Origin of the sequence: Microvirga sp., from assembly GCF_014699075.1 — a bacterium.
Classification (GTDB): Bacteria; Pseudomonadota; Alphaproteobacteria; order Rhizobiales; family Beijerinckiaceae; genus Microvirga.
In genome coordinates, this window is record NZ_JACXAB010000089.1 from 1 (window position 1) to 15126 (window position 15126).

The window sequence follows — 15126 nt, forward strand, 5'->3', positions numbered from 1 at the left end:
ATGAAGGTGGAAGACGTGCTCGAGATCCTGTCCATTCCGCTGCTGGCCATCATCCCGGAGAGTGGGGAAGTGCTGCTGAGCTCAAACGTCGGAGCCCCGGTGACCGTGGGCAGCCCTGGCAGTGCGCCGGCTCAAGCCTACCGTGACGCGGCCCAGCGGCTGAACGGTGAGGGTACCGTCATCGTCACTTCGAGCGACAAGCCCCATCTGCTGCGCAGGCTGTTCACCCGACGAGCTGCATAGACCTGCTCCAGGGTCTTGCAAGAGTGAGGTCAGAAGCTGTGGTGCAGAATATATTCTGAGGCGAACTCACGAAGAATTTGGATGAGCAGCATCACGTATACTCAATCTTGACCCCACATCAGCAGGTTCTTAGATCATTATCTTTCATGTTCACAATCAGCATATACGATGAAGCAAAATTCAAAGCCTTTCTTGGTTGAGATCAAGAAGTCCCGCGTTCCAGGTCAGCGCACCCATCTCCCGCCAAGACCTTTGTTGGCGACAGTCCCAGCTGAGGCCACAAAAGTCTTCCAGAAGGAAGAGCCTCAAGCAGTGCTTGAGCCATCCGCCGCCCCACGCATTCTGCCGAGCATCGTCGAACCTGTGTGGAGCAGTTCAGAGCGCGTTGAGCTTGCCCGCCGCAAGCGTCCTTCAGTGGACGCCAACCGAGAGCAGATGGAGTTCAATCTGGATGCAAGCGCCTCTGAAGACGTAGCAGATGCCCCCGCCGCAGCGCCGATGAGTGCCGAAGCCATGCCGCAGACGGACGGTGCTCGGGACGATTCGGAGGACACGGGAGGCGTCTCCCACGTTCAGCCCGCACAAAGTGAGGGTGTGAGGGTCAAGTCACGGAAGCCACGAACGAAGGGTTCGGAAGCTGTTGAACAGGAGCTAACATCTGAACCAATACCAGAGACAGTGATAACTGCTTCAGGTGTGTCGTCGAGGGCGGTTCAGCGCAGGATGACGAAGCGTTTGGCTGCCGCGGCTCGACTCCCGCGTCATGAACGTTGGAAGGGGCGCCTTCATCCCGCTGCCTGGTAAGTTCGTTACCTCGGCGGTTTTCCATAGTCACCATGCAACGCCGCAGCGACGTCCGCTGGTGGGACGCCGCGATGCCACATGACATAGACGGTGCGATAGCGCGGCGGCGCAATGCCAGCAGCCCGGCAGGCAGCAACAGCCTGATCGTGCGCCCTGCGAATGCTGCCAAACGGTGCAGTATCGCCCTGCTTCCAAGCCGAGGGGCGACAGCTCAGAATGGCCCGCCAGATGATGACCAGCTTCAGGTGCGGAAAGCTGCGGCCTTTGCGTGTGGTCTTCGGCCTGGAGGCCAGACTCGGCCCATTCTTCACGCGTCCACGCGCCAATGTGAAGCGACGCCGGAGGGCACGGTGGAGGAGATCGCGGCCGTCATCATCCGGATCTGCACCACGCCGTTCCGCATCGCGCAGGGCTGTTCTCAACCGTGCGATCCGCCAAGCCGGAATGACTTCGAAGGGCGCAGTGTTCATCTCGTTCCACCTTTGGATCGTTTCTCTCCTACCATGCAGGGGCGGAACTGGTACCATCCCAGGTTCTCCCTCAGCTGCTGCCGGGCTCTTCCGGCGCATGCTTCGGCTGCGGCTGACCGGTGATGCGATCCCACTAGGCGTCTGCTCTTGCCTCGAACGTCTGACTACCCCGGCCGTCACTCTGATAGAACTGGCCTGGCTGGATGCCGGGAGCGTACGTCTGCTCAACCCAGCCGCGGGGATCATCATGCGGGAACTGGTAGCCGACATGGCCCAGTTTGGTTGCTCCAGCGTAATGCCCGTCCCTCAGGTGTGGAGGCACCGGGATCATCGGCTGCGATTTGACATAGGTTATCGCCGCTCCGATGCCGCGGCAGGCAGAGTTGGACTTTGGAGCCCGGGCGATGTGCAAGGCTGCGTGCGCCAGCACGATCTGGGCTTCCGGGTAGCCAACGTGCTGAACGGCCGTGAGAGCAGCGGCGGCGGTCTGTAGGGCGGTGTTGTCGGCAAGACCGACATCCTCTGACGCGTGGATGAGAATACGCCGAGCGATGAAGCGAGGATCCTCACCGGAATGGATCAGGCGGGCCAGCCAGTAGAGGGTGGCGTCCGGATCCGAGCCGAGCATCGACTTGATGAACGCCGAGGTCGTATCGTAGTGAAAGTCGCCCTTCCGGTCAAAGGGTAAGGGTGAAACTTGGTAGGCCTCCTCCACCATGGCTCCGGTGATCGCGACGGTTGATCCGAATTCTGATCCGACCACCAGTGTTTCAAGGGCATTCAGCACGCGGCGGGCGTCGCCTCCGGCCCGTCCGGTGAGCTGCTTTAGCGCACCAGCCTCAAGGCGGACGTGCAAATCCTTGTGGCTGGCGAGAAAGGCAACAGCCCGATCAACCACCCGCTGTAGATCCTCCAGGGAGTGCGGCTCCAGCTGGAAGATGGATGCACGGGAGACGAGGGCAGGGGTGAGCACGTGATAGGGATTACCGGTTGTAGCGGCAATCAGGTCGAAGGTGCCGGTCTCTGTCAGATCGAGGAGATAGTCCTGCTGCGCACTGCTGAAGCGGTGGATCTCGTCGATAAACACCAGGACGTCCTTGGCTTGAGCTTCCTGAGCCACAGCCTTGATGTCAGAGACATTACTGCTAGCCGGATGAAGACAGCGGAACTCCTTCTTCATCTCTTGGCCGATGGCACAGGCGATTGTGGTTTTGCCGACCCCTGGTGGGCCAAAAAGGATGACCGCACCGAGACGGCCAGCCCGGACGCGGCGCCGCAGCGGCCCGCTCGGTCCCAGGATATGCTGCTGCCCAATGAGCTCGTCGAGTGTTTCCGAGCGGATCTCGGCGGCGAGCGGCTTGGGACGCTGCTCCTGGGCCTTGGTGAAGAGATCAGGTTTCATCACGGGGCATGGACGGTTTGAAGGAATAGGGTGAGTGTACTCCTACTCGATCTGCACGCTTAATCCGCAATGTTTTCAGCATTCAACGGATGGAGATCGCGGACCATCTGGTGAAGGCGGGAGGTGTCCAGATGGGTGTAGATCTGGGTGGTCTCGATACCGGCATGGCCGAGCAGCTCCTGCAGCACCCGCAGGTCGGTGCCGCCGGAATGCATGTGGGTGGCAAAGGCATGGCGCAGCACATGCGGTGACACCCGCTCGGGGCTGGAGAGCTCGGCCGTGACCGCTACCTCCTTGATCTCCAGCAGGGCGGCTTGGCGTGTCAGAGCCTTGGCTCCATTGCGCACCGAGTGGAACAGCCACGGCGAGGGCGCTCCGCCGGAACAGGCGCGTGCCAGCCTCTGCCACTGTGCAAGGGCCTCGATCGCCCGCTCGTGCAGCGGAACGAGGCGCTGCTTGTCGCCCTTGCCGCGCACCAGCAGCATCCGGGTGCCCGCAGGGGCGGCATCGGAGGGCAGCGACAGGGCCTCACTGATGCGCATGCCGGAGGCATACAGCGTCTCGAACAGAGCAGCGCGGCGGGCATATCCGGCCTGCCGGTACAGACCGACTGACGGATCGGCGGCAAGCGTGTGGGCCGTCTCCAGTAGCGCCTCCGTCTCCGCAACCGAGAGCACGAAAGGCAGTTTGCGCGGCTGCTTCATGCTCGACAGGTGAGCGGTGGGGTCATGGGAGCCGAGGTCTTCGGCAATCAGGAACTTGTGCAAGCCGCGCACCACCGTGATACGCCGGGCAATGGTGGATCCGGCGTAGCCGCGTTGATCGAGGGTGGCGATGTAGTCCCGCATCTGCTCCAGGCCGACCTCGTCCAGGCCGAGCCTGTTCTCATCGAGCCAGGTAAGGTAGCAGTTCAGATCGTCAGTGTACGTGGTAATGGTGCCAGCGGAGGCCCCAAGCTCCGTCGCCAGGGCATCAAGCCACAGTTGGGCAAACCTTCTGTTGGTGTGCATGCAATCCTCTTGGTTGGGAGGAGCATGGCACAACACCGGTTACAGACTTCTTGTCAAAATCCTTATTATGCGAAATCCTGAGATATCGGGGCACGTCCAGCCCAAATGCCCTATCCGGACACGGCTTCCAGAAACTCACGGACGGTAAGCGGACACAGGGCGAATTCCCCCTTTTTCAGTTGCTCGAGGATCGGGGCGCAGCCCTTCTTCGTAGCAAGGTAGAAAATGCTCCCGCCACAGTCGAAAAAGACGTGCGTCGAGGAACGCTTCCATTTCTCGATGAACTGCTTCCCTGGACCTACCCAAGACATGATGGAGAACCGCTTGCCCCCGAAATTGATGGGACGCTTATCGAAGTTCAATGACATGAGAAAATGCGTGCCTCGAAAGCTGCCCTCGTTGTGCATGTGGACGAGCCAAAACATCCGGTGGTCTCGGGTGTAAAAGGCCTCCCTGGCAGCGATCTCTTCCTCAGGGATGGATGAGTGCTGGAGCTCAAGGACAACACCAGCTTGGGTGCGGATATCGGCCCTATGCCTCTCGCCCGTATATGGGTCAATCAGGGACACCTCGCGGGCCTCAACTGGGAACTGATCCTTCCATCCCAGATGCCACGGCCCTTCCGGTTCGCTCCACGGATCACAGTCGCGGGCACGATGGCGCCAGTGCCTGATGTTCTCTCTGGGGACGACGGCCAGAACTTCGGAATTGCAATTCGGACAACGCCCACGTTCCCCTTTTGCGACCGGACCACGCTTCTCTTCCCCGACCCTGGCTAACAACACTTACGCCACCCAAACACGTTCCATACCGTAGTTAGATTGTAGATCACTCGGTGCCTTCGTCGACAAGGGGGCTGACTCATGCAGCACTGCGCCCGCGGGAGATTGCATGGTCAAGATCCGTCTGCCATGAACCGAGGGAGGCTAGGAGGGTAGCATGGCGAAGGATGGAAAAACCCACGTTGTCGAGAAGGGAGAAACCCTTGAGACGCTCTCCAGGCGATACTACGGAGCGTCTGACGGCTGGAGCAGGATTCAGAAAGCCAACAATCTTCCGGCGCCAGTCATTTGGCCAGGGGATCGTTTGGTCATTCCAGGCATCGAGCCGGAACGGGAGCCGGAACCGATCCTGCCCCCTACAGTCGTCAAGCACCCGGTTCTGACGCTGTCGTCCAGACAGTCCTTCACCATTGAAAAGATCACCTTGTATGACGCTGACCTCGTGCGCGAGATCGTTGCGCTTCGAGCGAAGGCCATGAAGAACTTTGAAGGCTTCTCCACCGGGATCGGGTTTCTTGGCTCACCCGAATGGGCAATCGGAGGCGCGGCGGTGCTGGGACTGTTCGAGGGTGTCATCTCGAACTCAATGAAGAGCCAAGGGATCGAGATACTGCGTGAGATTCAGCATAAGACCGAGAGACTGACCAGAAGCGGTAAGCTGATCGACATAGCCGTGATCGAAAACCTTGAGTTTCCGGACCCGCAGACTTGGAGCTCAACGACCAGAGCGGACGGGATCACAAAGCGGCTCGTGCACAATGGCAATGAGTTTGTGTCGCTTGCAGTGGTAGAAGGAGGTCCGGTTCAGGTCCGCTGGTCGAGTGTGGTTGCATATTCTCCCCCACTACTGGAGAGCAGGTAGCGCCCACCGCGCAGGTCTGGGTTGCCCCCTACCCTCGTCCCCTCACCTATCTCACGGCTTCGGCTGATCGGGCGCTCATCCGCCTCTGGGCCGTTCAGGCCCCGTACGAGCTGAAGGATGTTCTGAAAAACCGTGGTTACCGCTGGAGCGACGGACTTAGTTTGGCGAACCAGAGAATATGTCACGCCTTTCGGCGCTTATCCTTGACTAAGTCCTTTATCACAGTGCCGTCGGGGCCGAAGGCGCTCGCCGCGTGATTGCAGAAGTCCCTTATTGTGCTCGCGTCCTCCCTGAGGGCATATTCGGCACTCCCGCGCTGGCTTTCCGCTGACTTTCTCGCTTGCTGAGCGTTCTGCCGGTAAGGTCCCTTTTGAGTTTCAAGAATGAACTTTATCCAAGTGAGTGTTCCGACCTCGACCAGTTGCTCAGCGATCTTGCGATCAACCTCAAGATTACTGCAGTGCTGGGGAAGGCCAAGCGCGTAGTACGCTGAGAAGACGGCGTCGAGCGACTTGGTCAGCCCAGGCGGGGTTGTATCCCGCCCGATCCCGGCGATCTGATCACGCTCAGTGCAACGCACCAGTGTCTCGGTTGGGAAGCCGTCAATTCGGTGCTCGAAGATGTTCTCATCAATCATCTTGAATGCGGCCGTCCATCCTTCAGGGTTGTTGGGGCTCCGAAACCTGAGGGTGAATGTGTCTTTGGACCGGCGATGGCTCACAACACTAGCGCCGCAGGCTGAGCCTCCGCACCACTGATAGTCGCTCTTTGTAATGTGGCTGATATCATCTGACTTTCGGTGATACGACTGACACTGCTCGGGGCTTTTGCCAAAGTACCCGATAAGCTCGTTGGGGGCTCCATTGCGGTCCTGCGCATATGATGCCGAGGCGACGACCAATCCGGCAGCAGAGACTACAGTGAGAAAGTAAAATCGCAAGTTTTGCTCCTGCATTGTTGTCGCGGTGAGGCTACACGACACGGTGGGATAAGATCGTAAATGCATCCACCTGTCATGCCCCGGGCGTCATTAATCCTAATTTCGGCAAGTGTGCACCCCTGCTCCGTTCCGACTTCACAAATGCTCACTTTGCGAATAGCAGAATTATACTCACGGGCATGATGTCCATTCTTTCCGCCTCGGCTCTGTCAATGATTGCTGGCGCAGGGGTTCTGAGCGGGGCTCGCCGACTATGCCTTTGAACTGGAAACCAACCATTCCGGAAGATCCGAGCCCGGACGACCTGACGGGCAATCTTCGTCATTATGCTTTTGCCCGGGCCGTCCGGATCCAGAGCGGGCCCGACCAAGGGCGCTTCCGCTGGTATCTGAACGATCTCCCAGGCGCGACGACGATCAAGAAGCAGGGCGTTGAGGACACCCTCAAACTGGCGAAGCAGGCCGCAGACGAGCAATTCCGGAGCTGGCTTGCTTGGGTCGGGCTTATCCCGGCGCCGGTCGCCTCCGAGCCGAAGCAGGCACTTCCAAGTGTGCCGGTCGCCTCTTCTGCCGCGGCTCGGCCGATCGCTCCTCCGGAACAGCGCCTGCCCCGATATTTGGCCCCGTTGTGTGACGGCTTGGCAGCCTATTTCCAGGAGTACGGGCCCGAGCTCGACCAGCTCTACACGTGGGCGATCCCGGCCGTTCCCGATTTTGTAGCCTTTGAGCAGGGACCCGACAGCCTGGCAAAGGCGAATTTCCGGCTGAAGCGCTCACTCTCGGCCGCCTGGCATACCCAACCCGATCGGCATTACGATCTTGCAAATTGGTATGTAGCCAAATGGGGCGGCGTGCCGAGCAATAAGGAAGAGACGATCCGAGCCTATATCGCTCAGACGGAAGACGATCTCGAAAGCCGGGGCGCCGGCGGCGTGGCCACCTGGTCCAAGATCCTCGTCCTCAGGAATCCCGATCGGTACGCCATTTTCGATGCGCGGGTCGCTATGGCCCTTAATGCCCTACAGATTGTCCAAGAGCACGAGCGGCCAATCTTCTTCCCGAACCTGCCCAGTAAAAATACGACCGCCAAAGCCTTCCATGAATTTATGAAGGTCCGTGATAACAGCGACGCGCACGAAGCCTATCCATCGCGTGTTTATTCGATTTATTTGCAGATCCTAAGGGAAGTTGCCCGCCGACTAGAGGTAGAGACACTCGACGAGATTGAGATGACTCTCTTCGCTCAGGCTGAAACCCTTGCCCGCAGGGCCATGTCGCACCCATCCGATCGGGCATTGCCTGTTATGGCAGCTGAGTAGCGGTCCAGTGGATCGATCCGGTACAACAAGCCGAGTATGGCCCAGCCCTACTATCAACCGTCGCGCCCGTCAGATATTGACTGACTGGGGAGGTAAGTATGGCAAAGGATGACCAACAGGAGGCATTTGAGCGAGCGCTGTCGTCGGCCCTAACACGGGTTATCGACTTTATCAAATTCGCAGAAGCGAAGAATGCAGCTCTTCTGACCTTCTCATCCGCATGGATTATAGGATCCGTAAATTTCCTGACGTCGGACAAGCCAGTTTCACCGCTCTGGCGAATGTCCTTCACTGCCGCCGTTCCGATATTTACCGCGGCTGCAATCATCGCAATTTTGTCGTTTATCCCAAAGACCAATCTGGGGCGGCTCCATAAAGACCCGGAGAGAGCTAAATCCCTGCTCTATTTCGGCGATGCCGCGACGTTTGAGCCCTCCGCATTTCGCGACAGAATTCGTGAGCGTTACTATCCCCCGGATGGGGAATCCGCCGCGCGGAATTATCTGGATGACCTCTCGGTCCAAATTGCGGTCAACAGTCAGATCGCCGACCGCAAATTTAGCTATTTCAACACAGGCGCTTTATTCGTATTGGCGGCATTGACTCTGTTTTTGCCTCCGGCCTTCAAAGCCATTTGGGACATGATCCTGACACTACTTCCCCCGGCAGGTGCCTCTCAATGAGTATCAAGGATTTAAGAGACGACGTCGCCGAGGAGGTTGAGGCCATTCTGGCTGCCGAATTCAAGATTGATGTCGTCAAAACCGACACGGTTCCTCATTCGGCGGATCCCGCGATCACGTTTCCAAACCTCGATGAAAAGCGTCAAGGCACGAAACTCATCGATACCTGCGTCCTGTATATCGACATTCGGCGGTCAACACAGCTCAACCTCGTTCACAGACAGCATACAGTCGCGAAGCTATACTCAGCTTTTGTGAGAGCGATGACGCGTTGTGCTCGCTACCATAAAGGGCACGTCCGCGGCATCATCGGCGACCGTGTAATGGTGATCTTCGACCGCGAGAACGCGTTCGCGAATGCGATGGGGTGTGCGGTCGCTATGAATTCGACGTCGCAGTATATTATCAATCGATATTTCAAGCCGGGCGAGGTCGAGTGCGGTATCGGTATTGACGCTGGCAGGATGCTGGCAACTAAGACCGGAGTGCGGCGCCGGGGCAACGAGCAATCCGCATATCGGAGCTTGGTTTGGCTTGGTCGTCCAGCAAACGTTGCGAGCAAGCTGACAGATCTGGCCAATAAGCCAGAGGAGAGTGTCACGATCCCTATTGTCCAGGCTGCATTTCAGCCGCCATGGCTGCCGTCGTATAACTGGACATGGACTAACGTATACCCGTCGGACTTTATTCGAAGTCTCTCAATTGACGGGTTGAGCAATCGCATTGTTCATGCGGATCCGACATTCCAGCATATGCTCCTCTCGCAAGAGAAGTACGTCACGAAGCCACAGACTCCACCGATCCTCATCACCAAGGCTGTGATGGATGGCTATCGCGCGGCCGCGCCCAACTCGCCGATCATCACTCAGAGGATGTTCAGCGAGATTAAGCTTCAGGTTCCGGGCTACTCTGGCCCCGTCTTTGGAGGCGATGTAATCTTCACGGACTTCGATACATAAGTTACCCTGATCATCTCAGGCCCAGCCTCACCCGAAATCGTTCATACCTTCCGCTGCTCGGGCCACCTCGTCGACGTGGTTTGAGCGCAGCCGGTCAATCGGAGCCTCGCCATTGGTGTATCTGCCTGGCGTAACGAGCCACTCCCAGGCTTCCTCAGCTGAGGTAAAGAACTCAACCACTTGATCGAGGCCCTTTACCGGCTCAGCTCCTTCAAATTGGCGGAGCGGGTAAATGTACTCTCCGCTCTCTCTGCGGAAGGAGATCGCTTTGTTGGCTGTGCGCCAAGCGTCCAGGGTCGCGAGCGAGACCTGAAGCCTCTCGGCTAGTACGGGTGCGCTCAGAAGCTCGGACGCGGCCCAATCTGTTGAATCATCATCGACCGTTATTTCGTCCAGACGCGCCCTACCCTCCTCCAGACTTAGCAGGCGCCCGAGACCGGAACCTTTGACGATAAGTGCTGCCATCTCTGAATCCTCCACGGGTGACGCCTTCATCCTGGCCTCTCCGATCTTATCGCAGTTTCGACCGGGGGTAAGTTTTATCAGCCTTTGAGCCGTCTCGATAATCTTCCGTGATCTTGATCGCTTTGCCGCTATTAATGATCTCGAACGTGACGAGCGTACTATGCGGCTTGTCACGCCAGATCCCGTCAGCGTCTGCCCATTCAATCCTGTTTCCGCTCACGCGGCAGCGATAGGACCAGACCTTCTTGTCACTTGGGCGTGTGTATGTGACCCAAAGAAAATCAGCTTCGGGCCTCATGCTCATGATTGAGGGGTCGCGGCCCATGACCGATGCTATGCCTGCGCGGCAGATCTCATTTGATGGAACGGCCGGCGACTGGGCTGATGCAAAGCCTGCCGACGAGACAACACTCAACACGATAAGCGGTAGCCGGATCATTATTCGTGGTTCTCCCACCCCAAAGGCATGAACATATTGCAGAGCAAAGATGTTCGCCCTACGTTCTCATTGTAGCTAAGCTTGGTCGGAGGTGTCGATGCCCATTTATGTTGTTGCTACTCGCCAAGAGGCTCAGACCGGATCGCTGACCGCAGAAGATCACGTCCGGCAGGTCCCAGGCGTTTGGATCAAGGGCGGCACTGATCCCAACCGGATCACGATCGAGGCTTTGGAGGCCGCCGCGGCCGAAATCGAGCACCGCTTTGGCAGCGTACTTTTGATCGAGCCGGAGCTCATCTCCGATGAAAAAGCCGGCACTCTTGAACCCAGCCAATCTTACTCGCCCCGTTGATATGGGTCTTTAGCCTGTCCGATGGGGCGAAGGTCACCACACGCCGGGGCTCAATTGGTGCTTCCTCCCCTGTCTTAGGGTTTCGCCCAATCCGCTCCCCCTTGTCCCGTACGGTGAACACGCCGAAGCCCGACAGCTTCACGGTCTCTCCACGTTCAAGCGTATCGCAGATCTCACTGAGCACCTGCTCCACCAGCGCTGCCGCGTCGTGCCGCGGAAGACCCGAGGTAACGTACACCGCATCCGTTAGGTCTGCTCGCGTCACATTCTTGTTCGGCATCAGTCCCCCGCGCTCATAAGACTCTTTGGAAGGGCGGCCGCTCTGCTTAGTCGCCAGCAGCACCATAAAGGCCGTTGATCGAGATCGACGGATCGCACGGGGAATTGCCAACCGCGTGCATCTCAATCCGTCCGCCTTTCCATGCAAAGACGTCAAACATCTGTCTGGTCTTAGTAAAGGCACCACGAAGAAAATTGCCCCTGGATGACTTCTCGGCAGTCGCGTCCGCCGAGCATCTTACCTTGTTGCCGTCAAGGCGATCGGCGACGACAAACTTCAAGGTATATTGGTTGGCCTTCCTGGGCTTTCGGATCTCGATCCAGCATTGCTCGTCCTTCTTGCAGTTGTCACCCGAGCGGGACCAGTCCCCGTCGTAGTAGTCGCGGGCAAGGGCTTCGGTTGCGGAAAGCGCGACAAAGGCAGCCAGGAGAGCGGCCGCTTTTTTTGAGGCAGTCATGATGGTCGGTTCTCAGTGCTGGAAGATTGCCCTTGATAGGCGGTTCATTGCCAGCTTTGCCGTCCCATGCGGCAAAATGGAATAACGGCTTTGGCTCAACTCTGGCTTTTCAACAGCGGCCTACAAAGCGGCAACGGCCGAATTTGCCGACAAGAGAAAACCACTCAAGGTTTTGCGATGTCATCACCAAGGGAGGCTCTGATATCAGCAGGCGTCTCATCCGTCGTCAAAACCTGTCTTGGATCCATTCCTTGGGTCGCCCGAGTGAGATCTCCCTCCCAGCGGATTGGCCTCTGCGTAAGCGACAGCCAAGTCGAGTTGGTGCTCCTCAATCGTGGGGTAAGCCGCCAATATCCGATCGCGCGGGATCCCTGCCTTCACAGACGCTGCCAAGTCATAGACCGGCACGCGCGTGCCCTTGATGACCGGCATACCACCCAGGATCTCCGGATCTGAGATAATCCCGTCTATCGCCATGCCAGTGTCGCTCCTGTTCGCCTGGGGCTCCTACACTCAGCATTGTAGGCTGTACCTACACCTCAGGCGATCCTAGTTTCTGGATCAAGAGTAGACGCCGGATTTTACCGCTTCCAGATAGTCCAAGACCTTATCCGCCTTGCCCTCCTGGACGAGGTCATAGGCTGTCTTTCCAGCCCAGCCCGGAATTGGCTGACGCTCGAACCAGATCACAGCGCTTTGCTCGTCGTCCGCCAACTCCTCAGCCATTTTGAGGATCCGGAGCGTCGCCTCATCCATCGTCATCCCCAATCACCTTTCATGCGGCTACTGTACGCTAAGGCATGCTCCTGTACGATCCCCAAGACCTGCGGTCATTGGCGAGTATTGAGCCGCTCCATAGGGAGCTTCTGTCACGCTGCCTTCACCGTGAAGTCAACGTGCACCGCGTCATAAGGGAAAATCACGAGGCCCTCGTCCGTCCGCTCGATGAACCCTGCGTTCAATAGAGAATGGATGTCGCCGTGAACGGCCTTTACGTCCCGCTCAACGCGACGGGCAACCTCTCGGATCGTCAGAGGGCCCTGTCCTGTCATGGCTTTCAGGATCTCCCAGCGCTTCGTCGTTAGAGTTTGCCAGAGGAGTTCGACTGAAGCGAACGAGATGTGCGCCCCCTGAGCCTTCCCTTCGAACGCCGCGAGCGCACGCCGGGTCACATCCTCACGGGAGGCAACAGAGAGCGTCACTATAGTCATTCGGGCCTCCATTGGTCGACATCACGCCAGGACGCAGTAAGATCACGCTGGTTCGGTGACTGGCTTTGCTTCGTAGGTTCCGGTTTCAAGATCGACGGTGAAGGAGCGGGCGATCGGCTCCGGTCTAACCTCTCTACCGTCCTTCACAAGCCTAACCAGCCCGTGCAGTGCAAGCTGCTGAAGCGATCGCGAGACGTTTGGCTGTGCTCGGCCCGTTAGCTCGACCACGCGGGCAATCGTTTCCGGCCGCTCTCGCAGCAATACACCTAGAAGCTCAAGCGCCTCCATTGAGAGAGCTGCCAACAATGGGGCGGCAGGCCGAGGAGAAGGGTTCCGCTCGCCCCGTGCAACCGCCCGCATCTCCTCACGCAGCTCAGTCAAACTAGTCCGCTTCATCATCATCTCCTGCGCCTGTTTGGGCGACCGAGGGTCACTGGTGATGCTGCAATGCGAAATCGGATGCTCCATCCATTCTCCAGCCAATATCGTCTCCTGTCATAGTCCAGCAGATGTCGCATCGCCTCGTCGATCATGGCGAATATATATCGTCTATTGATATGTATTCCAAGGCAGTGGTAGGGGGCGGGCTCGCTGGCTGGAAGAAAATCGAGACGCTCTCGACGCTCACAATGCAAAGGTCGAGCGAGATGGGCTGCTCCTGGACGAATTTCGGCAGTTCTGACGCATTAAACGCACGGTATAGCTGGCAGAAATGGATAAAAATGGATAGACAATTGGTGAGCGGCGTGCAAGGCTAATCGGGTGTAATCGGATAAAGAAATGGTCGCGCCTTTCGATTTAGATACCCTGCTCATCACGCCAGAGATCCTTTTACTGATCGCCGAGATTGATGAGTTCAAGGGTGCCTGGCGTGCGATCGGCCGGATTGCCCCGGAGCGCCTGTCGAGCCTGCGGCGGGTCGCGACCATTGAGAGTATCGGATCATCCACCCGGATCGAAGGAGCCAAGCTCTCGGATCGTGAGGTTGAGCGTCTCCTGTCAAACCTGCAGATCGGCGCGTTTACGAGCCGCGACGAGCAGGAGGTTGCTGGCTACGCCGATGTCATGAACACAATCTTCAGTCATTGGGAGGGCATCCCACTGACGGAGAACCACATCAAGCAACTGCATCGGGATCTGCTCATCCATTCCGATAAGGATGAGCGCCATCGGGGCGAATACAAAACCCTCAGCAATAATGTCGAGGCTTTTGACGAGGGAGGTCAAAGCCTCGGTGTCGTGTTTGCGACTGCAACGCCCTTCGACACACCCCAGTTGATGAACGAGCTGGTATCATGGGTCCGATCCCGTGAGGAAGCCAAAGACCTGCATCCGTTGCTCGTCATCGCGGTCTTCGTTGTCGTCTTCCTCGAAATCCATCCGTTTCAGGATGGTAACGGCCGGTTGTCGCGTGTTCTGACCACACTTCTCCTGCTGCGCGCTGGCTATTCCTATGTTCCCTATAGCTCACTGGAAAGCGTGATCGAGCAGAGCAAGGAAGGCTATTACCTCGCTCTGCGGCGAACACAGGGCACAATCCGGACGCCAAAGCCGGACTGGAATCCTTGGTTCGGGTTCTTTCTCCGTGCCCTGCAACAGCAGAAACGCCGACTGGAGAAGAAGATCGAACGGGAGCGGATGATTCTCGGCGATTTACCTGAATTGTCGGTTCAGATCCTGGAACTGGCCCGCGAGCGTGGACGGGTGAGTGTTGCCGAGGTGGTCAAAGCAACTGGAAGCAGTCGGAACACCGTCAAAGTCCACCTTCGGGCGTTAGCCGATCAGGGACATCTCGCGCGACATGGAGCTGGACGGGGTGCTTGGTACGCTTTGATGTGAGTGATCATCAGATAAAGATCTGCCCTGACCCTCAGACAATCCTCAAGCCCGATACCGCTGCCGACCAGCCAGCTCCATCGGCAGCCTAAAAAATCAGATCCTCCTAGGCATCATTGCCAAACCATTCACCCCCTTCATCGACGCCGAGTTCGTTGCCCTACGCTCGCCCCCGCACCCAGCTCCGGCATTGGCGACAACGTTTATGCGCGGATTTCGAAAGCATATTGGCAGTTGGACGCCGTCATGATGCTGCTGCGCAGCATACTTGAATCCCAAGCTTTAAGGGTCCGACGTCGTATGATCGAGCTCGGTTCAGAATGCGATGCAGGGAAGTGTCAGTAAAAGTCTGCTCAAGCAAGATTCATTTAATGCGAGGGCGAAATGCCAAGCCTACAGAACGGAGCGATTAAAGAGCATAGTAGCACCAGGAATCCAGGGATAAACACATTTGGACATTGCTCAGAGCTGGCATTTTAACTTTGCGGCTACAAGCAAATGTGGCTGCCAGATTGAAATGTCCGTCGGCCTGCAAAGGGCTGTGTTGCACGGATTGGTTGGTGGACGTACTGAGCCCGCCCCAAGCCTTTGCTTAAGCGATGCGGACGGACTT

Annotated in this window: 18 protein-coding genes and 2 pseudogenes; 8 read left to right on the plus strand and 12 right to left on the minus strand. The window is 57.7% G+C overall.

All coding sequences use genetic code 11. The features are described 5' to 3' along the window. Positions 1 to 243, plus strand: a pseudogene (locus tag IC232_RS31235) (septum site-determining protein MinD); the annotation flags it as partial. Between the two features lie 809 nt (positions 244 to 1052). Here the strand turns inward: IC232_RS31235 and IC232_RS31240 are convergent. From IC232_RS31240 to IC232_RS31255, 4 genes are all read right to left on the minus strand, one after another. Continuing rightward, entirely contained in the window at positions 1053 to 1517 is a 465-nt protein-coding gene (locus IC232_RS31240) for a hypothetical protein (protein WP_190848845.1), read from the minus strand. 133 nt (positions 1518 to 1650) lie between these two features. Beyond that, positions 1651 to 2919, minus strand: a complete 1269-nt coding sequence (locus IC232_RS31245) for a replication-associated recombination protein A (RefSeq protein ID WP_190848846.1) — start codon at positions 2917 to 2919, stop codon at positions 1651 to 1653. A 59-nt stretch (positions 2920 to 2978) separates the two neighbouring features. After that, positions 2979 to 3929, minus strand: coding sequence for a tyrosine recombinase (locus IC232_RS31250; RefSeq protein WP_190848847.1), 951 nt, complete (start codon positions 3927 to 3929; stop codon positions 2979 to 2981). Positions 3930 to 4039: 110 nt separating this feature from the next. Next, on the minus strand, positions 4040 to 4714 hold the full coding sequence (locus IC232_RS31255) for a competence protein CoiA (RefSeq protein WP_190848848.1): 675 nt from the start codon (positions 4712 to 4714) through the stop codon (positions 4040 to 4042). Positions 4715 to 4868: 154 nt separating this feature from the next. Here IC232_RS31255 and IC232_RS31260 point away from each other — a divergent pair, with 154 nt between their 5' ends. After that, the gene (locus IC232_RS31260; protein ID WP_190848849.1) at positions 4869 to 5573 is read left to right on the plus strand and encodes a LysM peptidoglycan-binding domain-containing protein; all 705 of its coding nucleotides are present in this window, start codon (positions 4869 to 4871) and stop codon (positions 5571 to 5573) included. A 181-nt stretch (positions 5574 to 5754) separates the two neighbouring features. Here IC232_RS31260 and IC232_RS31265 read toward each other — a convergent pair whose 3' ends face one another. Continuing rightward, complete coding sequence (locus IC232_RS31265; protein ID WP_190848850.1) at positions 5755 to 6513, minus strand: hypothetical protein; 759 nt, start codon at positions 6511 to 6513, stop codon at positions 5755 to 5757. Positions 6514 to 6766: 253 nt separating this feature from the next. Here IC232_RS31265 and IC232_RS31270 point away from each other — a divergent pair, with 253 nt between their 5' ends. From IC232_RS31270 to IC232_RS31280, 3 genes are all read left to right on the plus strand, one after another. After that, positions 6767 to 7831 (plus strand): hypothetical protein, encoded by a 1065-nt coding sequence (locus tag IC232_RS31270; protein WP_190848851.1) that lies wholly within the window; start codon positions 6767 to 6769, stop codon positions 7829 to 7831. Between the two features lie 98 nt (positions 7832 to 7929). Beyond that, complete coding sequence (locus IC232_RS31275) at positions 7930 to 8514, plus strand: Pycsar system effector family protein (protein WP_190848852.1); 585 nt, start codon at positions 7930 to 7932, stop codon at positions 8512 to 8514. Further along, positions 8511 to 9473: an adenylate/guanylate cyclase domain-containing protein gene (locus tag IC232_RS31280; RefSeq protein WP_190848853.1), complete on the plus strand. Its 963-nt coding sequence runs from the start codon at positions 8511 to 8513 to the stop codon at positions 9471 to 9473. Before IC232_RS31275 ends, IC232_RS31280 begins: the two co-directional genes overlap by 4 nt. 27 nt (positions 9474 to 9500) lie before the next feature. On the opposite strand, the gene IC232_RS31285 is transcribed toward IC232_RS31280, so the two are convergent. Continuing rightward, the gene (locus IC232_RS31285; RefSeq protein ID WP_190848854.1) at positions 9501 to 9968 is read right to left on the minus strand and encodes a hypothetical protein; all 468 of its coding nucleotides are present in this window, start codon (positions 9966 to 9968) and stop codon (positions 9501 to 9503) included. 506 nt (positions 9969 to 10474) lie between these two features. On the opposite strand from IC232_RS31285, the gene IC232_RS31290 reads away from it, so the two are divergent. Further along, positions 10475 to 10729, plus strand: a complete 255-nt coding sequence (locus IC232_RS31290) for a hypothetical protein (protein ID WP_190848863.1) — start codon at positions 10475 to 10477, stop codon at positions 10727 to 10729. Here the strand turns inward: IC232_RS31290 and IC232_RS31295 are convergent. From IC232_RS31295 to IC232_RS31320, 6 genes and pseudogenes are all read right to left on the minus strand, one after another. Continuing rightward, the gene (locus tag IC232_RS31295; RefSeq protein ID WP_190848855.1) at positions 10671 to 11009 is read right to left on the minus strand and encodes an integration host factor subunit alpha; all 339 of its coding nucleotides are present in this window, start codon (positions 11007 to 11009) and stop codon (positions 10671 to 10673) included. The two genes, IC232_RS31290 and IC232_RS31295, sit on opposite strands and share 59 nt — an antisense overlap. 46 nt (positions 11010 to 11055) lie before the next feature. Continuing rightward, entirely contained in the window at positions 11056 to 11466 is a 411-nt protein-coding gene (locus IC232_RS31300) for a hypothetical protein (protein ID WP_190848856.1), read from the minus strand. A 216-nt stretch (positions 11467 to 11682) separates the two neighbouring features. After that, positions 11683 to 11943 (minus strand): DUF433 domain-containing protein, encoded by a 261-nt coding sequence (locus IC232_RS31305; protein WP_190848857.1) that lies wholly within the window; start codon positions 11941 to 11943, stop codon positions 11683 to 11685. 84 nt (positions 11944 to 12027) lie between these two features. Further along, a pseudogene (locus IC232_RS31310) lies at positions 12028 to 12207 on the minus strand (antitoxin Xre/MbcA/ParS toxin-binding domain-containing protein); the annotation flags it as partial. A gap of 128 nt (positions 12208 to 12335) precedes the next feature. Then, positions 12336 to 12677, minus strand: a complete 342-nt coding sequence (locus IC232_RS31315) for a transcriptional regulator (protein WP_190848859.1) — start codon at positions 12675 to 12677, stop codon at positions 12336 to 12338. Between the two features lie 42 nt (positions 12678 to 12719). After that, complete coding sequence (locus tag IC232_RS31320; RefSeq protein ID WP_210335569.1) at positions 12720 to 13145, minus strand: helix-turn-helix domain-containing protein; 426 nt, start codon at positions 13143 to 13145, stop codon at positions 12720 to 12722. Between the two features lie 127 nt (positions 13146 to 13272). Here IC232_RS31320 and IC232_RS33550 point away from each other — a divergent pair, with 127 nt between their 5' ends. Together IC232_RS33550 and IC232_RS31330 are read left to right on the plus strand one after the other, a co-directional pair. Then, positions 13273 to 13359: a type II toxin-antitoxin system CcdA family antitoxin gene (locus IC232_RS33550; RefSeq protein ID WP_190848862.1), complete on the plus strand. Its 87-nt coding sequence runs from the start codon at positions 13273 to 13275 to the stop codon at positions 13357 to 13359. 98 nt (positions 13360 to 13457) lie between these two features. Next, positions 13458 to 14516 carry a Fic family protein gene (locus tag IC232_RS31330; protein WP_190848860.1) on the plus strand — a complete coding sequence of 353 codons (1059 nt, stop codon included), beginning with the start codon at positions 13458 to 13460 and terminating at the stop codon, positions 14514 to 14516. The last annotated feature ends 610 nt before the right edge of the window (positions 14517 to 15126 follow it).